At 74.3% G+C, this 20,524-nt stretch carries 11 protein-coding genes; 4 read left to right on the forward strand and 7 right to left on the reverse strand.

The features are described from left to right. Positions 1 to 226 precede the first annotated feature (226 nt). Entirely contained in the window at positions 227 to 5,185 is a 4,959-nt protein-coding gene (locus tag ABD981_RS24685; RefSeq protein WP_046910786.1) for an NAD-glutamate dehydrogenase, read from the forward strand. 108 nt (positions 5,186 to 5,293) lie between these two features. Here ABD981_RS24685 and ABD981_RS24690 read toward each other — a convergent pair whose 3' ends face one another. From ABD981_RS24690 to ABD981_RS24700, 3 genes are read right to left on the reverse strand one after another with little or no spacing between them, the layout of a single operon-like run. Continuing rightward, complete coding sequence (locus ABD981_RS24690) at positions 5,294 to 6,604, reverse strand: glycosyltransferase 87 family protein (protein WP_123955006.1); 1,311 nt, start codon at positions 6,602 to 6,604, stop codon at positions 5,294 to 5,296. 11 nt (positions 6,605 to 6,615) lie between these two features. After that, positions 6,616 to 7,401, reverse strand: a complete 786-nt coding sequence (locus tag ABD981_RS24695; protein WP_046910787.1) for an ABC transporter ATP-binding protein — start codon at positions 7,399 to 7,401, stop codon at positions 6,616 to 6,618. Further along, the gene (locus ABD981_RS24700) at positions 7,388 to 8,320 is read right to left on the reverse strand and encodes an ABC transporter permease (RefSeq protein WP_046910788.1); all 933 of its coding nucleotides are present in this window, start codon (positions 8,318 to 8,320) and stop codon (positions 7,388 to 7,390) included. Before ABD981_RS24700 ends, ABD981_RS24695 begins: the two co-directional genes overlap by 14 nt. A 219-nt stretch (positions 8,321 to 8,539) precedes the next feature. On the opposite strand from ABD981_RS24700, the gene ABD981_RS24705 reads away from it, so the two are divergent. Next, on the forward strand, positions 8,540 to 9,145 hold the full coding sequence (locus tag ABD981_RS24705; RefSeq protein ID WP_123955007.1) for a TetR/AcrR family transcriptional regulator: 606 nt from the start codon (positions 8,540 to 8,542) through the stop codon (positions 9,143 to 9,145). Positions 9,146 to 9,226: 81 nt separating this feature from the next. Here the strand turns inward: ABD981_RS24705 and ABD981_RS24710 are convergent, their stop codons facing one another. The 4 genes from ABD981_RS24710 to ABD981_RS24725 all read right to left on the reverse strand — a co-directional run bounded on the left by ABD981_RS24710 (position 9,227) and on the right by ABD981_RS24725 (position 16,678). Next, positions 9,227 to 10,093 carry a carbohydrate ABC transporter permease gene (locus ABD981_RS24710; protein ID WP_046910790.1) on the reverse strand — a complete coding sequence of 289 codons (867 nt, stop codon included), beginning with the start codon at positions 10,091 to 10,093 and terminating at the stop codon, positions 9,227 to 9,229. Continuing rightward, positions 10,090 to 11,388, reverse strand: a complete 1,299-nt coding sequence (locus tag ABD981_RS24715) for a carbohydrate ABC transporter permease (protein WP_046910791.1) — start codon at positions 11,386 to 11,388, stop codon at positions 10,090 to 10,092. The genes ABD981_RS24710 and ABD981_RS24715 overlap by 4 nt, the downstream gene beginning before the upstream one ends. A 3-nt stretch (positions 11,389 to 11,391) precedes the next feature. Next, positions 11,392 to 12,747 carry an ABC transporter substrate-binding protein gene (locus ABD981_RS24720; RefSeq protein ID WP_046910792.1) on the reverse strand — a complete coding sequence of 452 codons (1,356 nt, stop codon included), beginning with the start codon at positions 12,745 to 12,747 and terminating at the stop codon, positions 11,392 to 11,394. Positions 12,748 to 12,868: 121 nt separating this feature from the next. Further along, on the reverse strand, positions 12,869 to 16,678 hold the full coding sequence (locus ABD981_RS24725; protein ID WP_046910806.1) for an FtsK/SpoIIIE domain-containing protein: 3,810 nt from the start codon (positions 16,676 to 16,678) through the stop codon (positions 12,869 to 12,871). 620 nt (positions 16,679 to 17,298) lie between these two features. Between ABD981_RS24725 and ABD981_RS24730 the strand changes: the two genes are divergently transcribed. Together ABD981_RS24730 and ABD981_RS24735 are read left to right on the forward strand one after the other, a co-directional pair. Continuing rightward, positions 17,299 to 19,119, forward strand: coding sequence for a serine/threonine-protein kinase (locus ABD981_RS24730; protein ID WP_046910793.1), 1,821 nt, complete (start codon positions 17,299 to 17,301; stop codon positions 19,117 to 19,119). A gap of 150 nt (positions 19,120 to 19,269) precedes the next feature. Beyond that, entirely contained in the window at positions 19,270 to 20,514 is a 1,245-nt protein-coding gene (locus ABD981_RS24735; protein WP_046910794.1) for a serine/threonine-protein kinase, read from the forward strand. The last annotated feature ends 10 nt before the right edge of the window (positions 20,515 to 20,524 follow it).

The raw sequence follows: 20,524 nt of genomic DNA on the forward strand, positions 1-20,524 counted from the left end.
GGGGGCAGTGCAGCCCCCGGCTTCCGCCCGGTTCGCCACAGCGACCGGGTCGATGGCGCGTTCGCCGATCCCTTCCGTCCGGGCGCGAAGGCCACCATGGCCGATATGCACCCGGACATCTCTCATCGCGGCATAACGTCGACTCCGACCGGTACCACCGCGTCGTGGCGTTGTGTCCTTTCTTCCACCGACGTCACGCAACGGCGCGCGACAGGAGTCAGAGGACATGCAGACCAAGCTGGACGAAGCCAAGGCCGAGCTGCTCGATCGGGCCGCCCGGGTAGCTGAGAACAGCCCGGTCGGGGGGCGACTTCCGACAGGGCCGGAGAACGGAAAGCGTCCGGACCGCGGCACCGTGCTCGACTACCTCCAGCGCTACTACCTGCACACCGCGCCGGAAGACCTCACGGACCGCGAGCCCGACGACGTCTTCGGCGCCGCGCTCTCGCACTACCGCCTCGCGGAGAACCGTCCGCAGGGCACCGCGAGCGTCCGCGTCCACACGCCGACGGTGGAGGAGAACGGCTGGACCTGCAGCCACTCCGTCGTCGAGGTGGTCACCGACGACATGCCGTTCCTCGTGGACTCCGTGACCAACGAGCTGTCCCGCCAGGGCCGCGGCATCCACGTCGTGATCCACCCGCAGGTCCTCGTCCGCCGCGACGTGGCCGGCAAGCTCATCGAGGTCGTCACCGAGCAGCCCAAGGGCGGCCTGCCGCACGACGCGCTCGTCGAGTCCTGGATCCACGTCGAGATCGACCGCGAGACCGACAAGGCCGACCTCAAGCAGATCACCGCCGACCTGCTGCGCGTCCTGTCCGACGTCCGCGAGACCGTCGAGGACTGGGAGAAGATGCGCGACGCCGCGCTGCGCATCGCCGACACCCTGCCCGAGGAGCCCACCCCCGCCGACCTGCGGCCCACCGAGGTCGAGGAGGCCCGCGAGCTGCTGCGCTGGCTCTCGGACGACCACTTCACCTTCCTGGGCTACCGCGAGTACGAGCTGGTCAACGGGGACGCCCTGTCCGCCGTCCCCGGCACCGGCCTCGGCATCCTGCGCGCCGACCCGCACCACAGCGGGGACGACCCCCACGCACACCCGGTCTCGCCGTCCTTCAGCCGGCTGCCCGCCGACGCCCGCGCCAAGGCGCGCGAGCACAAGCTGCTGGTCCTGACGAAGGCCAACAGCCGCGCGACCGTGCACCGCCCCTCGTACCTCGACTACGTCGGCGTGAAGAAGTTCGACGCCGACGGCAACGTCATCGGCGAGCGCCGCTTCCTCGGCCTCTTCTCCTCGGCCGCGTACACCGAGTCCGTGCGCCGCGTCCCGGTCGTCAAGCGCAAGGTCCAGGAGGTCCTGGAGGGCGCCGGCTTCTCGCCGAGCAGCCACGACGGGCGCGACCTGCTCCAGATCCTGGAGACCTACCCGCGCGACGAGCTCTTCCAGACCCCGGCCGACGAGCTCCGCTCCATCGTCACCAGCGTCCTGTACCTGCAGGAGCGGCGCCGGCTGCGGCTCTACCTGCGCCAGGACGAGTACGGCCGCTACTACTCGGCCCTCGTCTACCTGCCGCGGGACCGCTACACCACCCGCGTCCGACTGCGGATCATCGACATCCTGAAGGAGGAGCTGCAGGGCGCCAGCGTCGACTTCACGGCCTGGAACACCGAGTCGATCCTCTCCCGTCTGCACTTCGTCATCCGGGTCGAGCCCGGCACCGAGCTGGCCAAGCTCACCGAGACCGACGTCGACCGCATCGAGGCCCGGCTCGCCGACGCCGCCCGCTCCTGGGCCGACGGCTTCGGCGAGGCGCTCAACGCCGAGCTGGGCGAGGAGCGCGCCGCCGAGCTGCTCCGCCGCTACGGCAACGCCTTCCCCGAGGGCTACAAGGCCGACCACTCGCCGCGCGCCGCCGTGTCCGACCTGGTCCACCTGGAGGCCCTGGCCGACAGCGACAAGGACTTCGCGCTCTCCCTGTACGAGCCCGTCGCCTCCGGAGCCGGCGAGCGCCGCTTCAAGATCTACAAGACCGGCGACCCGATCTCCCTCTCCGCCGTGCTGCCGGTCCTCAACCGGCTCGGCGTCGAGGTCACCGACGAGCGTCCGTACGAGCTGCGCTGCGCCGACCGCGCCCACGCCTGGATCTACGACTTCGGTCTGCGGATGCCCACGCCCACGGGCAACGGCGGCGACTACATCGGCGAGGACGCCCGCGAGCGCTTCCAGGAGGCCTTCGCGGCCACCTGGACCGGCGCGGCCGAGAACGACAACTTCAACTCGCTCGTCCTGTCCGCCGGGCTGAACTGGCGCGAGGCGATGGTGCTGCGCGCCTACGCGAAGTACCTGCGCCAGGCCGGTTCGACCTTCAGCCAGGACTACATGGAGGACACCCTCCGCAACAACGTCCACACCACCCGGCTGCTGGTCAACCTCTTCGAGGCGCGCATGGCGCCGGAGCGCCAGCGCGCCGGCACCGAGCTGATCGACGGCCTCCTGGAGGAGCTGGACGGCGCCCTGGACCAGGTCGCCTCCCTCGACGAGGACCGCATCCTGCGTTCCTTCCTCACCGTCATCAAGGCGACGCTGCGGACCAACTTCTTCCAGCGGGACGCCGAGGGCCGGCCGCACTCCTACGTGTCGATGAAGTTCGACCCGCAGGCCATCCCCGACCTGCCGGCCCCGCGCCCGGCCTTCGAGATCTGGGTCTACTCGCCGCGCGTCGAGGGCGTCCACCTGCGCTTCGGCAAGGTCGCCCGAGGCGGTCTGCGCTGGTCCGACCGCCGCGAGGACTTCCGTACCGAGATCCTCGGCCTGGTCAAGGCGCAGATGGTGAAGAACACCGTCATCGTGCCGGTCGGCGCCAAGGGCGGCTTCGTCGCCAAGCAGCTCCCGGACCCGTCGGTGGACCGCGACGCCTGGCTGGCCGAGGGCATCGCCTCGTACAAGACCTTCATCTCGGCGCTGCTCGACATCACCGACAACCTGGTCGCCGGCGAGGTCGTGCCCCCGGTCGGCGTGGTCCGCCACGACGAGGACGACACCTACCTGGTCGTCGCCGCCGACAAGGGCACCGCGACCTTCTCCGACATCGCCAACGGGGTCGCCGAGTCCTACGGCTTCTGGCTGGGCGACGCCTTCGCCTCCGGCGGCTCGGCCGGCTACGACCACAAGGGCATGGGCATCACCGCCCGCGGTGCCTGGGAGTCGGTCAAGCGCCACTTCCGCGAGCTGGGCCACGACACCCAGACCGAGGACTTCACCGTCGTCGGCGTCGGCGACATGTCCGGCGACGTCTTCGGCAACGGCATGCTGCTCTCCGAGCACATCCGCCTCGTCGCGGCCTTCGACCACCGGCACATCTTCATCGACCCGAACCCGGACGCGGCCACCTCGTACGCCGAGCGCCGCCGCCTGTTCGACCTGCCCCGCTCGTCCTGGGCCGACTACGACGCCTCGCTGCTGTCCGCGGGCGGCGGCATCCACCCGCGTACCGCCAAGTCGATCCCGGTCAACGCGCACGTCCGGGCCGCCCTCGGCATCGAGGACGGGGTCACCAAGATGACCCCGGCCGAGCTGATGAAGGCCGTCCTGCACGCCCCGGTCGACCTGCTGTGGAACGGCGGCATCGGCACGTACGTGAAGTCCTCGGCCGAGACCAACGCCGAGGTCGGCGACAAGGCCAACGACGCCATCCGCGTCGACGGCCAGGACGTCCGCGCCAAGGTCATCGGCGAGGGCGGCAACCTCGGCGCGACCCAGCTGGGCCGCATCGAGTTCGCCCGCTCCGGCGGCCCCGAGGGCACCGGCGGCAAGGTGAACACCGACGCCATCGACAACAGCGCCGGCGTCGACACCTCCGACCACGAGGTCAACATCAAGATCCTGCTCAACGGGCTCGTCGCCGAGGGCGACATGACCGTCAAGCAGCGCAACAAGATCCTCGCCGAGATGACCGACGAGGTCGGCGCGCTCGTCCTGCGCAACAACTACGCGCAGAACACCGCCCTGGCCAACGCGGTCGCCCAGTCGCCGTCCCTGCTCCACGCCGCCCAGCGCTTCATGCGCCGCCTGGGCCGCGACGGGGCCCTGGACCGCTCGCTGGAGTTCCTGCCCAACGACCGCCAGATCCGCGAGCTGCTCAACAGCGGCAAGGGCCTGTCCCAGCCGGAGCTCGCCGTCCTCCTCGCGTACACCAAGATCACGGTGGCCGACGAGCTGATCGGTACGGAGCTGCCGGACGACCCGTACCTGCGCGGGCTGCTCCACGCGTACTTCCCGACGCTGCTGCGCGAGAAGTTCACCGAGGCCGTCGACAACCACGCCCTGCGCCGCGAGATCATCACCACGGTCCTGGTCAACGACACCGTCAACACCGGTGGCTCGACCTTCCTGCACCGCCTCCGCGAGGAGTCCGGCGCGTCGATCGAGGAGATCGTCCGGGCGCAGACCGCGGCCCGCGCGATCTTCCGCCTGGGCGAGGTCTGGGACGCCGTCGAGGCGCTCGACAACAAGGTGCCGGCCGAGTTCCAGACCCGGATGCGCCTGCACTCCCGCCGCCTGGTCGAGCGCGGCACGCGCTGGCTGCTCAACAACCGGCCGCAGCCGCTCCAGATCGGCGAGACCATCGAGTTCTTCTCGGAGCGGGTCGGCCAGGTCTGGGAGAAGCTGCCGCAGCTGCTGCGCGGCGCGGACCTGGAGTGGTACGAGTCGATCCTGGCCGAGCTGACCGAGGTCGGCGTCCCGGAGGAGCTGGCGCTGCGCGTGGCCGGGTTCTCCTCCGCCTTCCCGACGCTCGACATCGTCGCGATCGCGGACCGCACCGGCAAGGACCCGCTGGCGGTCGCCGAGGTCTACTACGACCTGGCCGACCGGCTGAAGATCACCGACCTGATGGACCGGATCATCGAGCTGCCGCGCAGCGACCGCTGGCAGTCGATGGCCCGCGCCTCCATCCGCGAGGACCTGTTCGCCGCGCACGCCGGGCTCACGTCCGACGTCCTGGCGGCCGGGGACGGCACCGCCACGCCGGAGGAGCGGTTCAAGGCCTGGGAGGACGAGAACGCGGCGATCCTCGGCCGGGCGCGCACCACCCTGGAGGAGATCCAGGGCTCGGAGGGCTTCGACCTGGCGAACCTGTCGGTCGCCATGCGGACGATGCGCACCCTGCTCCGTACGCACAGCTAGTCGGAGCGCGCGAGGAAGGGGGCGCCCCCGCCGGCCACGGACCGGCGGGGGCGCCCCCTCTCGCTTCTCCGCGCGGGGGTGACCCCCCTTCGCGCCTCCGCGCGACGGTCAGGCCGGGACGCTCACCGAGCCGGTCCACAGCCGCCGGGCGGCCACGGCCGCCGCCGCGAGCAGCAGGCCGTTGCGGAGCGCCATCACGGTGATGCCGGGCCAGGTGCCGGCGGCGACGTCCACGTACAGGACGGGGTACGCGAGGGAGCTCAGCGCGGCGGCCGGGAGCATCAGGAAGGCGACCGGCCGCATGACCGTGCTGCGTGAGGTCAGGCAGACGGCGGCCAGGCCGAGCAGCCAGACCATGTACTGGGGGCTGATCACCCGGCTGGTCACGGTGAAGAGCAGCACCGCGGCGAAGGCGGCGTCGAGCGGGGTGGCCGCGGTCCAGGTGCGGGCGCGCATCCGCCACAGCAGCAGCCAGCCGAAGGCGGCGACGGTCAGCAGCAGGGCGACGTGGCCGACGGTGGAGACGTAGGGGCCGACGTACTCGTAGGCGCCGTAGCGGAACTGGACCGAGCCCGGCCACAGCCCGGTCGCCCTGGCCAGCGCGAGGCCCGTGCCGCCCAGCGACTCGATCTGGACGCCCCGGTTGCCCTGCTGGCGCAGGAAGCCCAGCGCGTCGGAGAAGAGCAGGGTCAGGGTGGCCAGCAGGACCGCGGCGGTGACGGCGGCGGCGGTCCAGGCCTCACGGGTGGTGCGGCCGCGCGGGGTGCCGATCAGGGTGAGGGCGGGCCAGACCTTGACCAGGGCGCCGAGCCCGGCGAGGGCCCCGCCGACGCGGTGGGCGGCGGTGGAGCGGGACCCGAGGGCGAGCAGCGCGAGGACCGCGAGGGCGGTGGTCTGCACGTCGTAGCGGGCGAGCGGGATGTGCAGGAGCAGGGGGAGGCCGAGCACCCAGAACCAGGCGCCGTGGGTGAGGCGGGCGCTGTCGGCGTGCGCCAGGGCCACGGTGACGGCCGCGTCGGCGAGGAGGGTGAGCAGGACGAAGCCCTGGAAGTAGGTCAGCCAGGGGAAGATCCCGGGGGACATGATGACCAGGCCCGCGCCGGGCGGGTACTGCCAGGTGGCGTCGTCGGGCGGGAAGGTGCCCTGGGCGAAGAGGCCGTACCAGTGCCGGTAGAGGACGTGCACCTCGCTGGCGACGCCGCCGATGCCGAAGTCGTCGCGGTGGAGCAGGTAGAGCATCCCGGCACGGGTGAGCACCCAGAGCGCGGCGAGGGCGAGCCGCGGGCCGAGGCCGACGGTCACGAAGGTGGCGGAGGTGAAGGTCTCCGACTCGAAGGGGGAGCGGGTGAGTGCGGGCGGCGCGGACTCCGTGCGGGCCGTGCCGGGCGCACCGGGCTGGGGCGGCGGGTCGGTGGTCATCCCTCAGAACTTTAGCCAGGTTTGTCCTCATTCTTCCGCGTCTTGGGGCCCGTACTGGTGAACGCGGTGAAGTCGTCGTACGCCGCGACGACCTCGTCCGCCGGGCCGTCCATCCGCAGGCTGCCCGCCTCCAGCCACAGCGCCCGGTCGCAGGTCTCGGTGATGGTGGAGTTCGAGTGGCTGACCAGGAAGACGGTGCCCGCCTCGGCGCGCAGTTCGTCGATCCGGCGCTGGCTGCGGCGGCGGAACGGCGCGTCGCCGGTGGCCAGGGCCTCGTCGATGAGCAGCACGTCGTGGCTGCGCGCGGCGGCGATGGAGAAGCGGAGCCGGGCGCCCATGCCGGAGGAGTACGTGCGCATCGGCAGCGACGCGAAGTCGCCCTTGTCGTCGATGCCGGAGAACTCGACGATGTCCGCGTAGCGTTCGCCGATCTCCTTGCGGCTCATGCCCATCGCGAGGCCGCCCAGGATGACGTTCCGCTCGCCGGTGAGGTCGGCCATCAGGGCCGCGTTGACCCCGAGCAGCGCGGGGTGGCCGCGGGTGTAGATCCGGCCCGCGCTGGTGGGCAGCAGGCCCGCGACGGCCTTGAGGAGGGTCGACTTGCCCGAGCCGTTCGAGCCGATCAGGCCGATCGCCTCGCCCCGGTACGCGGCGAAGCTCACGCCCTTGACGGCGTGGACGGTGTGCGGCTTGCGCCCGGCGCCGCCGCGCTCGGTGTACGTGACGTGGACGCCGTCGGCGATGACGGTGGGTTCGCCCTCGTGCCGGAGGTGCTGTGAGGGCTCAGCCGCGGCCATAGGTCTCCTCCGCCTTCCAGAAGTAGACGAACCCGCCGGCGAAGGCGAGCAGCGCCCAGCCGGCCGCCACCGCCCAGACGTGCGGCGGGAGCTGGGCGGCCGTGAAGCTCTCGACCAGCGCGAAGCGCAGCAGGTCGATGTACACGGCCGCCGGATTGCACTGCAGGGCCAGCACCACCGCGTGCGGGAAGCGTCCGCCGCCCGCCAGGTGCTGGATCGACCACATGACCCCGGAGGCGTACATCCAGGTGCGCAGCACGAAGGGCATCAGCTGCGCGATGTCCGGCGTGCGCGAGGCGAGCCGGGCCATCACCAGGGCGAGCCCGGTGCTGAAGAGCGTCTGGAGCAGCAGCGCGGGGATCATGAGCAGCCAGCTCGGGCGCGGGAACTCGCCGAAGCAGAGCAGGATCACGACCAGCGCGCCCAGCGAGAAGACCAGCTGCTGGAGCTGCTGGAGGGCGAGCGCGATGGGCAGGCTCGCGCGCGGGAAGTGCAGGGCGCGGACCAGGCCCAGGTTGCCGCTGATGGCCCTCGTGCCGGTCATGATCGTCTGTGAGGTGAAGGTCCATGCGAAGACGCCCGTGATCAGGAACGGGACGTAGTCGGGGATGTTCCGCTGGACGTCCATGAGGACGCCGAAGATCGCGTAGTAGACGGCCGCGTTGAGCAGCGGGGTCATCACCTGCCAGACCTGGCCGAGCCGGGCCTGGCTGTACTGCGCGGTCAGCTTGGCCGTGGCGAAGGCGGTGATGAAGTGCCGCCGGGCCCAGAGCTGCCGCGCGTACGCGGGGAGCGGGGGGCGGGCGCCGCTCACGGTCAGGCCGTGGCGCCGGGCGAGGGCGCGGAGCTCCTCGGAGGTGGGGGGCGCGGGCGGTGCGGGGGGCCCGCCGGGTTTGTCGAGGGTGGTGGTCGTCGTCACGGGGATCGCCCTCGCTCTCGGCTCGGCTTCCGGGATGCGGCCCGGCTTTCGGGATCCGGCCCGGCCCTCGGCCCTGGGCTCGGCCCGTGCCTTCGCTCCCGGCTTCGATGGAACGGGTCCGTATCGTCGCTACGGGGAGAGTAGGGCGCTCCGACGTCGGAACGCAACCGTGTCGTCGTGACGTTTACGTCCAGGTAATCGCTGGCTAAAATCCTGGGCATGACGACACCTTCCCGGACCCCTCGCCGCACCCCCGCGGGAGCCGCCGTGCTCCGGGAGGACGTCACCGAGGCCATCCGCGCCGCCGTCTTCGAGGAGCTGGCCGCCGTCGGCTTCGCCCGGATGTCCATCGAGGGCATCGCCCGCCGCGCCGGGGTCGGCAAGACCGCCGTCTACCGCCGCTGGAAGTCCAAGCTCTCCCTGGTCCTCGACCTCGTCGGCGCCGTCGCCGTCCAGGGCCTGCCCGCGCCCGCCACCGGCTCGCTCCACGGGGACGTCCGCGCCCTCCTGGAGGTCGCCTCGCACGCCCTGCGCCACCCGGTGGCCTCGCAGGTCATCCCGGACCTGCTCGTCGAGGCGGTACGGAACCCCGAGATCGCCGAGGCCATCAAGGCCGCCCTCCTCGACGGCCGGCAGGGCGTCGTCGCCCAGGTCGTCCGCGAGGCCGTCGCCCGCGGCGAACTGCCCGAGGGCGCCGACCCGGACCGGGCCCTGGACCTGGTCGTCGGCCCGCTCTACTGGCGGCTCGTCGTGGTCCGCACCGAGACGCCGCAGGGCTACCTCGACGACCTCGCCCGCTCGGCGGTGGCGGCGCTCACCGCCTGAGACCGGGGCCGGGGGCGAGTCCGGGGCCGGGGTCGGGTCTGGGGTCCGGTCCGGGGTCGGGGGGCTCCGCTCCGGACGGGCTCACTTCACCGCGCCCGCCATCACCCCGGACACGAACTGCCGCTGGAAGGCGAAGAAGACCAGCAGCGGGATCACCATCGACACGAACGCGCCCGGCGCCAGCACGTCGACGTTGTTGCCGAACTGGCGTACCTGCTGCTGGAGCGCGACCGTGATCGGCGGCGACTGCGCGTCCGCGAAGATCAGCGCCACCAGCATGTCGTTCCACACCCACAGGAACTGGAAGATGCCGAGCGAGGCGACCGCGGGGCCGCCCAGCGGCAGCACCACCCGGGTGAACAGGCGGATCTCGCCCGCCCCGTCCAGCCGGGCCGCCTCCAGGAGCTCGCGAGGGATCTCCGCGAAGAAGTTCCGCAGCAGGAAGATCGCGAACGGCAGGCCGAAGGCCGTGTGGAACAGCACCACGCCCAGGGTCGTCTCGAAGATCCCGACCGTGCCGAACAGCTTCGACACCGGCACCAGGGCCACCTGCACCGGGACCACGAGCAGGCCCACGACCACCAGGAACCACCAGTCCCGGCCGGGGAAGTCCAGCCAGGCGAAGGCGTATCCGGCGAGCGAGCCGAGCACGATGACCAGCAGGGTGGCCGGGACGGTGATCAGGACCGTGGAGAGCAGCGAGTCGGTGATCGTCTCGTTCGCGAGCAGGTGCCGGTAGTTCTCGGTGGTCAGCTGCGCGGGCGTGGCGAAGACCTGCCACCAGCCGCCCGAGGCGATGTCGGAGGGGGAGCGCAGCGAGGAGAGGAGCAGCCCCGCCGTCGGCAGCAGCCAGAACAGCGCCACCAGCACGAGGACGAGCCGTACGGCGCCGCCGGCGGCGCGGGCGGCGAGCCGGGACCCCAGGGGGCGGGCCGGGCGGGGGCTCATCGGCGGGTCTCCCTTCGGGTGCGGCGCATCCGGCGGATGTTGAGCGCCATCACCGGCAGCACCAGCAGCAGGAGCAGCACGGCGATCGCCGAGCCCACCCCGAGGTCGGCGTCCGTGCCGAAGGACGAGCGGTACAGCTGGAGCGCCAGCACGTTGGCGTCGTCCTGCGCCGAGCCCGGCGCGATGATGAAGACCAGGTCGAAGACCTTCAGCACGTTGATCATCAGGGTCACGAGGACGACGGCGAGGACCGGCGCGAGCAGCGGGACGGTGATCCGGCGGAACACCTGCCACTCGTTCGCCCCGTCGACCCGGGCCGCCTCCAGGAGCTCGCGCGGCAGACCCGCGAGCCCCGCGGCGATCAGCACCATCGCGAAGCCGGCCCACATCCACACGTAACTGCCGATGATCGCGGGTGTGACGAGCGAGGGGCCGAGCCACTCCACCCCGTCGTACTGCTCGCGGAAGTTGCTCGCGGGGAGCCGCAGGACGGCCCCGTCGGCGGCCGGCGGCAGGATGAACGTGCCGTCGGCGGCGGCCGTGGCGCGCGCGACGACGGTGCCGCCCTTCACCGCCTCGATCCGCAGCCCGTCGAGCCCGAGTTCGCGCGGGTCGACGACGTTGGGCTTCCCGCCGCCGCCCCGGGTGAAGTCCAGCCAGGCGACCCCCGCGATCCCCTCGGCGGCGGGCGCCGGGGTACGGGCCGGGCGCGCGCCCTCCGGCATCTGCGCCGGCGCGACACCGATCAGCGGCAGCCGGGCGACCTCTCCGCCGCGCACCGGGGACCGGGTGACGTACGCCCCGCCGCCCGCCGCCTCCAGCGGGTGCACCGGCAGCGGGCGGGCCCGCGGGAAGCCCGAGGCCTCGGCGAAGGTGTCGTGCACGCCCACCCAGACCGCGTTGGCCACCCCGCGGTCCGGGTCCTGCTCGTACACCAGCCGGAAGATGATCCCGGCGGCGAGCATCGAGATGGCCATCGGCATGAAGACGACCAGCTTGAACGCCGTGCCCCAGCGCACCCGTTCGGTGAGCACGGCGAAGACCAGACCGAGCGCCGTCGCCACGGTCGGGGCCACGACCACCCAGATCAGGTTGTTGCGGACGGCGGTGCGGATCGACTCGTCGGTGAACAGGGCGACGTAGTTGTCCAGGCCGGCGAAGGACTCGCCGGACCGGTCGAGGAAGGAGCGCTGGACCGAGTACCCGATCGGGTAGACGACCAGCGCGCCGAGCAGGACCAGCGCGGGCAGGAGGAAGGCGGCGGCGACGGCCGTCCCGCGGAACCGGTTGGCCATCGGTCAGCCCTTGTACGCCTTGGCGGCCTCGGCCTCCAGCCTGGCCTGGGTCCCCGCGATGTCCTTCGGGTTCTTCAGGAAGTCCTGGAGCGCCTTCCACTCGCCCTTGCCGGGCGTCCCGCCGAAGGACTGCGGCATCTGGTCCGACATGTCGAAGCGGAAGTCGTCGCCCGCCCCGATCAGGGCCGCCGCGATCTCCCGCTGCACGTCGTTCGGGTACGCGGCCTTGTCCAGGCCCTTGTTGGGGGAGAGGAAGCCGCCCTCGCCCGCCCAGATCCGCGCCGCCGCGGGCGAGGCCAGGAAGGTCAGCAGCGCCTGCGCCGCCCTGCCGTCCTTGAGCGCCACGGCCGCGTCGCCGCCGGTCACCACCGGGGCCGTGCCGCCGTCGCCGACGGCCGGGAAGGGGAAGACCTTCGCGTCCTTGCCGATCTCGGCACCGGTCTGCGCGATGTTGACCGCGGAGAAGTCGCCCTCGAAGACCATCGCGGCCTTCGCCCGGTCGCCGCCGGTGAAGGTCTGGGTCACGGAGACCGGGAACTCCGTCTGCAGCGCGCCGTCGGTCCCGCCCGCCAGCAGCGCCGGCTTGCCGAACAGTTCGGCGAGCGTCGTCAGGGCGCGGGTCACGGACGGGTCCGTCCACGGGATGGTGTGCTTCGCCAGCCGGTCGTACTTCTCGGGACCGGCCTGGGAGAGGTAGACGTTCTCGAACCAGTCGGTGAGGGTCCAGCCGTCCGCTCCGCCGACGGAGACCGGGGTGACGCCGGAGGCCGAGATCGTGTCGGCGGTGGCGAGGAATTCCTTCCAGGTCTTCGGCTCGCTCGCGCCGGCGTTCTCGAAGGCGGCGGTGTTGTACCAGACCAGGGACTTGTTGGCGGCCTTGAAGTACACCCCGTACGGGGTGCCGTCGACCGCGCCGAGGTCCTGCCAGCCCTTCGCGTAGTTCTTCGCCAGCTGCGCCCTGGCCTCCGGGCCGAGCGGCTTGAGCCACTTCTGCGCGACGGCCTGCCGGATCGCGCCGACCTGCGGCAGCAGCGCCACGTCGGGCGGGGAGCCGCCGGCGATCTTCGTGCCGAGGAAGTTCACGATCGGGTCCTGCGCCGGCACGAAGATCACCGTCGCGCCCGTGCGCTTCTCGAACTCCTTCAGGACCTTGCCGAAGTTCTCCTGCTCGGGGCCGGTCCAGACGGCGGCGACCTCGATCTTCTGGCCCGCCAGGTTCGGTAAGGAGAGCCCGTCCCCGGCGGCGCTCGGGGTGTGCGAGGGGCCGATGTCCGTGTGGGAGCCGCCTCCGCAGCCCGCCGCCATGAGGACGGCGACCGCCGTCACCGCGCCGATCCGAAGAGTTCCGCCACCACGCATCCGAGCCCCGCCTCTCCCGCGTTTCCTGGTCCCGTGGGCTCAGGTCTACGCCCGGCGCCCGGGCCCCGCAATACCGCCTTCCGCGGCAAGCGGGGGATCGTGATGGGCTCGTGACGTGCCGTCAGGCGTGCGTGGGCGAGGTCAGCGGGGGTACGGGAGCGGCCTCGACGGACCGGGCGGCCCGGTCCAGGGCACTGGCGAGCAGGGCCAGGTCGGTCGGGCCGTTGCCCAGCTCGCGGACCGGGCGGCGGGTCGGCGGATCGCCCATCCGCTCCCACTCCAGCGGCACCACCGTCGGCCGCAGGGTCGCCGTGCGCGGGATGCGCCCGGTGACCCGGCCCGTCTGGAACGGCGTCACCCGGCCGTCGGGGTGCCCGAGCCGCCCCCGGCCCGGCTGCGGCTCGTCGGGGCCGGCCGTGGCGGGCGGCGGGTCGAGCACGATCCGCAGCCGCGCGCCGTGCGCCAGCTCCGTGTCCACCGTCCGGTCCGGGCGCGCCGACGCGGCGATCAGATGCACCCCGAGCCGGGCCCCGTGACGGGCCACCGCCTCCAGGGCGCGCACCACCGACCCGGCCGCCGGACGGCCCGGCGCGCCGAGCGCCGGCGCGACCAGCGCGTCGAAGTCGTCGACGAGCACGACCAGCCGCGGCAGCGAGCCCGCCCCCTCCGCGGGCGGCTGCGAGCCCGCGGCCCCGCCGCCGTACAGGAGCTCGTCGCTCCGCGTGCGCTCGGTGCGCCCGCTGGGGAGGTACGTGAGGTCGTCGGCGCCCACGCGGTGGGTACGGGCGCTGGGCCGCTCGCCCAGGTCGCCCGCGCCCGGCCGGGCCGGCCGGCCGCCGGAGGGGTCGACCGGGCCGCCGCTCCCGTGCCGGGGCAGGCGGGCGCTCGGGGTGTCGCCGAGGTCTCCCGCGTCCGGGTACGGGTACGGGGTGCGGCTGCTCGTGCGGTCGCCGAGGTCACCGGTCCCGTGGCGGGGCAGGCGGGCGCTCGGGGCGTCGCCGAGCTCGCCGCCGCTGGTGCGCAGGGTGCGGCCGCTCGGGCGGTCGCCCAGGAGGTCGGAGCCGGGCGGCGGGGTGTGCGCGTCCGCGCCCGTGCGGTGGGTGCGGGTACTGGGGAGGTCGCCGAGCTCGCCCGTACCCGGGTAGGGGGTGCGGGTGCTCGCGCGGTCGGAGAGGTCGTTCGTCCCCGGGTAGGGCGTGCGGGCGCTCGTGCGGTCGCCGAGCTCCCCGGTCCCGTGGCGGGGCAGGCGGGCGCTCGGGGTGTCGCCGAGCTCGCCGCCGCCGGTGCGCAGGGTGCGGCCGCTCGGGCGGTCGGTCAGGTCCGCCGCGCCCGCGCGGGCGTCCGGGACGCGGGCGGTGGCGCGGGCCGCCGGGGAGACGGACTCGGCGGCGCTCGCCGTGCGCTGCCCGATCAGGCGGCCCGAACGGCGGTCCGCGAAGTGCGCGTCGCCGAGCAGCTCCGCGCGGCGCTTCAGCTCGCCGCCCAGCGCCTGCGCGAACTCCCGCATCCGCACCGGGTCGGAGGCGACCAGGTGCTCCGTGACGTGCGGCAGCTCCGTACAGGCCGCGAGGCCCTCGCCGCGCTCGCCGCCCGCGCCGTCGACCAGCAGCAGCCCCAGCCGGTCGGGGCGTCCGCCCGCCGCCAGGGAGGCGGCGATGGCGCGCAGCAGCTCCGTGCGGCCGCTGCCCGCCGGGCCCTCGATCAGCAGGTGCGGGCCCTCCGCCGTGAGGTCGACGGCCACCGGCCCGCGCGGGCCCGCGCCGAGCACCGCCGTGCCGTCCGCGGCCGAGGCCCAGCGCGCCATCAGCGACGCCGGGGTGGCCCGGGCCAGGCCCAGCTCGTCCAGGAGCCGGGCCGAGGGCGGCAGCGCGGCGGACCGCCCCTGCCCCGCGCCCGCGGCCGTCTCCGTGCGCAAGGGGGCCAGTGCCCGCCCGAACCGGTCCGCCCACGCCACCGACACCGCGTCCACGACGCCGACCGTGCCGTGCCCCGCGACCCGGCCGCCGGCCGTCCGCAGCAGCCGCAGCGCCGTGGCCACGTCGCCGCTGAGCAGCGCCGCCGCCCCGCAGTCGCGGAACGCGAAGGAGGCGGCGCACGCCTCCTCGTACGTCGCCGCCACCGGGGAGGCGGGCGAGGCCGAGGGGGCCTCGGCGAGACAGAGCAGGTGGATGCCCGCGGCGGCGCCCGCCCCGGCGAGCCGCGCCGCCGTCTCGCGCAGCGCGGCGGAGCCCGGGTCGCCGTCCACGATCACGACCGTCGCCGGTCCCTCGTGGTGCGCGGCCGCCTCGGCGACCGTCGCCCGGTCCGCGCTGGGCCAGCCGGCGCCGAGCGGGCCGTCGTCCAGGCGCCGGGTCAGCTCGGTCAGCCGCGCCTGCGCCTGCTCGCGGTCGTACGCGAGGAGCAGCCGGCAGTCCTGGCCGTGCCCGGGCCGCACGTGCGGGAGCCAGCCGAGCCAGCCCCAGGCCCGGCGCCGCTCCTCCAGGGGGCGGTTCCGGTCGGCGCTGATCAGCACGATCTCCAGGTCGCCGGGGGAGTGCAGCGCGGCCAGCTGGGCGACGACCGAGCGGGCCAGGCCGGCGAGCCGCCCGCCCGGACCGGCGAGGCCCAGCGAACCGGCCTCGCGCAGACCGACCGTGACGGGTACTCCGGAGAGCTCGGCGCGGTCCGTCGTGCCGAGCCGGACCACCAGGGCCTCGGGGTGGTCGAGGCCCCGCTCCCACAGCCGCCGGCCGGGGCCGAGGGCGGTGAGCAGGACGGCGGCCGGGTCGGGCCAGCTGTCGGGCGAGGGCGCGGGGCCCGCCGCGGCGGTGCCGGGCAGGCTGCCGGGCCGGGACTCGGCGAAGGCGGGCACCGGGGCCACGCCGTACTCGCCGGTGCGGGTCGCGTCGTCCTTGCCGCCCGCGAGCCGCCGGGCCCAGGCGCCGAGCCCGCGCTTGCGGCCCTGGCGGGTCCGGCTGTGCGCCTCGATCTCGGTCTCTCCCTCGGACTCCGGGAGCTCCTGGGCGCGAGCGTGGCCGTTGCCCGGGGCGTCGCCCGGGGAGCCGGGGGAGCCGGCGGTGAGGCCCGGTCCGGAGTCTGGTCCGGGGCCCGACCCGGTGCCGGACCCGAGGCCTCGGGAGCCGCCGTAGGTGGCGTCCTCGGAGGCCGTGGAGGCCCCGGGGCCGTACGCAGGCGCGTACGCCCCGGGGCGCGGGCTCCGCCCCGGGGCGGCCGGGTCGACGGGGCCGGGGGCCCCTTCGCGGCGGACGCGCAGGTGCCCCTCGCCGTCCGGGGCGGTCGGGAGGCTGTCGTCCACGGCGGCGGAGCGCTCCGCGGGCCCGTCCGCCCCTCGGGCGCCCTCCGTGCCGCGCCCGCCGGTCAGGCGCAGCGCGGACTCGCCCACGCGCAGCACCGCGCCCGGCGGGAAGCGGACGGGCTGCGGGCCGACCGGGGCGCCGTCGAGCGTCGTCCCGTTCGTGGAGCCCCGGTCCGTGACCGTGACGCGGCCGTCGGGGCCGACCGTCACCGTGCAGTGGGCCCGCGAGACGTCCGGGTCGTCGAGCGGCACGTCCGCGTCGACGGAACGGCCGATTCTGATCGCTCCGCCGTGCAGCAGGTGCACGCCGCCGGCGTCCGGACCGGCCACCACGTGCAGCCGGGCCGGGGCGCCCTCGCCTATGCCGTCGTCCGGGCCGGGGACCTGGAGGGAGAGCACGGCCCCGTCGACCAGCGGCGGCTCGCCGAGCACGCAGCGCCGGGTGTCCAGCCGCTCCCCGCCCGCGTAGAGCACGGTCGTGCCCGAGGAGGAGGTGTCGGGGCCCGAGACGGCCGCGGCGAGGGAGGAGGCCACGGCGGCCAGCTCCGTCCCCGCGGGGGCGGTGACGAGCACGTCGCAGGCGCGCCCCGCGCCGTGGCCGGCGTGCGGCGCGAGGACGGTCAGCCGGATCTGCATCGCCGTCAGCGGTCCCTTCTGCGCGGCGCGCCCGGCGGGGGAACCGCCCACTGACTCCCCCCCACCCGGCACGGACGCGTCGTCCGGTACAGGTCGGCACGGAGCGAGGGCTCCCGACCCTCGACACGACGTGCTGTAGGCATCCTCGCACCTACCGCTGACAACCCGCCCACGGGTCGTCCAGAAGTGATCTTGTTCGATCGTCGGACGACGCGAAAACGCCTGGTTGCGTATGTCTCGCGTCGCTTCCGGCAACCTCGGCCGCCCACCGGGCGTCTCTCTTCCGGACAGGTCCGGGGCGATCCCGGGACGACTCCGGGGCGGTCCGGACAGGTCCGGGACGACTCCGGGGCGACTCCGGGACGCTCCCGGGGCGGTCCGGGGCGGTCCGCGCCGCGGTCCGGACCGTCGCCCGTCGCGGGCCGGACCCCGTGTCCTGCGCGCGTCCCCGGTGGCGAACCCACCGGAATGCGCCCGCCCGTGCACGGTCGATGACCCGTTCGGCGGCACTAAAGTGGGTCGGACACCCGGACGGGTCACAGAACACACAGGAACCCCGGGGACACTCCACAGACCCACCTGAGACCCCCCAGGACCACGATCAGCAGGGAGCGCGTGACGTGCGGCCTATCGGCAGCAAGTACCTGCTCGAGGAGCCGCTCGGCCGCGGCGCCACGGGCACCGTCTGGCGAGCCCGCCAGCGTGAGGCGGCCGGCGCCGAGGCGGCCGTGCCCGGCCAGCCCGGCGAGACCGTCGCGATCAAGGTCCTCAAGGAGGAGCTCGCCAACGACGCGGACATCGTGATGCGCTTCCTGCGCGAGCGGTCCGTGCTGCTCCGGCTGACCCACCCCAACATCGTGCGCACTCGCGACCTCGTCGTGGAGGGCGACGTCCTCGCCCTGGTCATGGACCTCGTCGAGGGCCCCGACCTGCACCGCTACATCCGCGAGAACGGTCCGCTCACCCCGGTCGGCGCCGCGCTGCTGACCGCGCAGATCGCCGACGCGCTCGCCGCGAGCCACGCCGACGGCGTGGTCCACCGCGACCTCAAGCCCGCCAACGTGCTGCTCGCCGAGCGGGACGGCGCCATGTTCCCGATGCTGACCGACTTCGGCATCGCGCGGCTCGCCGACTCCCCGGGCCTGACCCGCACCCACGAGTTCGTCGGCACGCCCGCGTACGTCGCGCCCGAGTCCGCCGAGGGCCGCCCGCAGACCTCCGCGGTCGACATCTACGGCGCCGGCATCCTGCTGTACGAGCTGGTCACCGGCCGCCCGCCGTTCGCCGGCGGCACGGCCCTGGAGGTGCTGCACCGGCACCTGAGCGAGGAGCCGCGCCGTCCCTCGACCGTGCCCGGGCCGCTGTGGACGGTGATAGAGCGCTGCCTGAGCAAGGACCCGGACCGGCGGCCCAGCGCCGAGAACCTGGCCCGCGGCCTGCGCACGGTCGCCGCCGGCATCGGCGTGCACGCCACCCCGGCCCAGATCGAGGCCGCGGACGGCGTGGGCGCCCTGCTCGCCCCCGACCCGGCCCCGGCGCCCGTCCCGCAGACCCCGGGCGTCGACCCGGCCGGCGCGACCCAGGTGCTGCCCGGCGGCGCCGCGCAGTACGACCCGGCGGCGCCGACCAGCGTGATGCCGACCGGCGGTCCGGCCGGCGCGGCGGACCCGACGGCGGTGCTCCCGGCGACCGGCGCCGCCGACCCGACCGCCGTCCTGCCCCCCGTACCCTCGCAGCCTCCGCAGGCCGCGCCGCAGGGCGACGAGCCGCACCCCTGGGAGAGCCAGCTGCGCGCGGTCCGCGACCGCAACGAGCAGACCCAGGTGCAGTACCTGGACCCGAGCGAGGACCCGCTCCGCCGCCGCCCGCAGCGCCAGCCGCAGCAGTACCAGGGGCAGCAGCCCCAGGACCGGCCCCAGGGGCCGGGGCAGCAGGGGTACGGGCACGGTCAGCAGGGCCGGCCGCAGCAGTACCAGCAGCGGCCCCCGCAGCCTCCGCAGTACCAGCAGCCGCAGCGCCCGCCGCAGCCGCAGCAGTACCAGCAGCAGCCCCAGCCGTACGCGCCCCAGCCGCCCCAGCGGCAGCAGTATGCGCCGCAGCCGCCCCAGCAGCAGTACGTGCCGCCGCAGCCGCCGCCGCAGTCCCAGCCGCCCGCCCCGGCGCCGCGCGAGCCGCGCCCGCCGCGCCCGCGCAGCGCCAACCCGATGCGGATCCCGGGGCTCGGCTGCCTCAAGGGCTGCCTGTTCACGATCGTGCTGTTCATCGTCGCGGGCTGGCTGATCTGGGAGCTCACCCCGCTCCAGGACTGGGTCGCCCAGGGCAAGGGCTACTGGCAGGCGATCGGCGACGCGATCACCTCGATCTCCGACTGGGTCTCCTCGATCGGCGATTCCACGGGCGGCGGTGCTACCGGCGGTACTACCGGCGGTACGGGGCAGTAAAGGGGCCGGACGAGGGCCGGACGGAGGCGTCCGTGGACGCCAATGCTGTCTCTTTGTCGACTTCCGAGGGGTGATTTCCCCTCGGAAGTGCCGGTGGGCGCCCTCGGCCGCGTAACTTTGACGCGAACCGCAGCCGCTGAGGGAGCAGTCTTGGCACGGAATATCGGCAGCCGCTACACGGCCCACCAGATCCTCGGGCGGGGCAGCGCCGGCACGGTGTGGCTCGGCGAGGGCCCCGAGGGCCCCGTCGCCATCAAGCTGCTGCGCGAGGACCTCGCCTCCGACCAGGAGCTCGTCGGCCGCTTCGTCCAGGAGCGCACCGCCCTGCTCGGGCTCGACCACCCGCACGTCGTCTCCGTCCGCGACCTCGTCGTCGACGGCAACGACCTCGCGCTGGTCATGGACCTCGTCCGCGGCACCGACCTGCGCACCCGCCTCGACCGGGAACGCCGGCTCGCCCCCGAGGCGGCCGTCGCGATCATCGCCGACGTCGCCGACGGCCTCGCCGCCGCGCACAAGGCCGGGGTCGTCCACCGGGACGTCAAGCCCGAGAACATCCTGCTCGACATGGAGGGCCCGCTCGGCCCCGGCGGCGCCCACCCCGCGCTGCTCACCGACTTCGGCGTCGCCAAGCTGATCGACACCCCGGGCCGCACCAAGGCCACCCGCATCATCGGCACCCCCGACTACCTCGCCCCGGAGATCGTCGAGGGCCTGCCGCCGCGCGCCGCCGTCGACATCTACGCCCTCGCGACCGTCCTGTACGAGCTGCTCGCCGGCTTCACCCCGTTCGGCGGCGGCCACCCCGGCGCCGTACTGCGCCGCCACGTCACCGAGACCGTCGTCCCGCTCCCCGGCATCCCCGAGGAGCTCTGGCAGCTCCTCGTCCAGTGCCTCGCCAAGGCCCCCGCCTCCCGGCTGCGCGCCTCGGAGCTGGGCACCCGGCTGCGGGACGTGCTGCCGCTGCTCAAGGGCATCCCGCCGCTCGACGTGGACGAGCCGGACGCGGACCCGACGGCGGAGCCCGCGTACGAGGAGGACCCCTTCCCGACCGGTACGGGCGAGCCCGCCCCGCGCCGGGCCGCCGTCCCCCTCGTCCCCGGCGCCTCGACCGACTCCAACCGGGACACCCACACCTCCATGCGGGTCCCCGGCCCCGACGAGCTCTCCGGCGGCCCGCTGGGCACCGCCCGCGCCCCCCGCTCGGCGAGCGCCCGGAGGCCCGGATCGGCCCGCCACAAGGCCGGGACGGTCCGCAAGCGCCGGATCACGCTCACGGTCGCCGCGGTCGTCCTCGCGGGCGCGCTGGGGGCGGGCGGCTACCTGGCGGTGTCGGGCGACTCCGGCGGCACGGACGCCCCGCCCCAGGACTCGAAGCAGTCGACCCGGCCGTAGGCGGCCGTGG

It is taken from the genome of Streptomyces showdoensis (assembly GCF_039535475.1).
Lineage (GTDB): Bacteria > Actinomycetota > Actinomycetes > Streptomycetales > Streptomycetaceae > Streptomyces > Streptomyces showdoensis.

Bases quoted from the DNA above. Each gene is read 5' to 3' on its own strand.
- ABD981_RS24685 (WP_046910786.1), top strand. From the start codon at position 227: ATGCAGACCAAGCTGGACGAAGCCAAGGCCGAGCTGCTCGATCGGGCC.
- ABD981_RS24690 (WP_123955006.1), bottom strand. From the start codon at position 6,604: ATGACCACCGACCCGCCGCCCCAGCCCGGTGCGCCCGGCACGGCCCGC.
- ABD981_RS24695 (WP_046910787.1), bottom strand. From the start codon at position 7,401: ATGGCCGCGGCTGAGCCCTCACAGCACCTCCGGCACGAGGGCGAACCC.
- ABD981_RS24705 (WP_123955007.1), top strand. From the start codon at position 8,540: ATGACGACACCTTCCCGGACCCCTCGCCGCACCCCCGCGGGAGCCGCC.
- ABD981_RS24710 (WP_046910790.1), bottom strand. From the start codon at position 10,093: ATGAGCCCCCGCCCGGCCCGCCCCCTGGGGTCCCGGCTCGCCGCCCGC.
- ABD981_RS24715 (WP_046910791.1), bottom strand. From the start codon at position 11,388: ATGGCCAACCGGTTCCGCGGGACGGCCGTCGCCGCCGCCTTCCTCCTG.
- ABD981_RS24720 (WP_046910792.1), bottom strand. From the start codon at position 12,747: ATGCGTGGTGGCGGAACTCTTCGGATCGGCGCGGTGACGGCGGTCGCC.
- ABD981_RS24725 (WP_046910806.1), bottom strand. From the start codon at position 16,678: ATGCAGATCCGGCTGACCGTCCTCGCGCCGCACGCCGGCCACGGCGCG.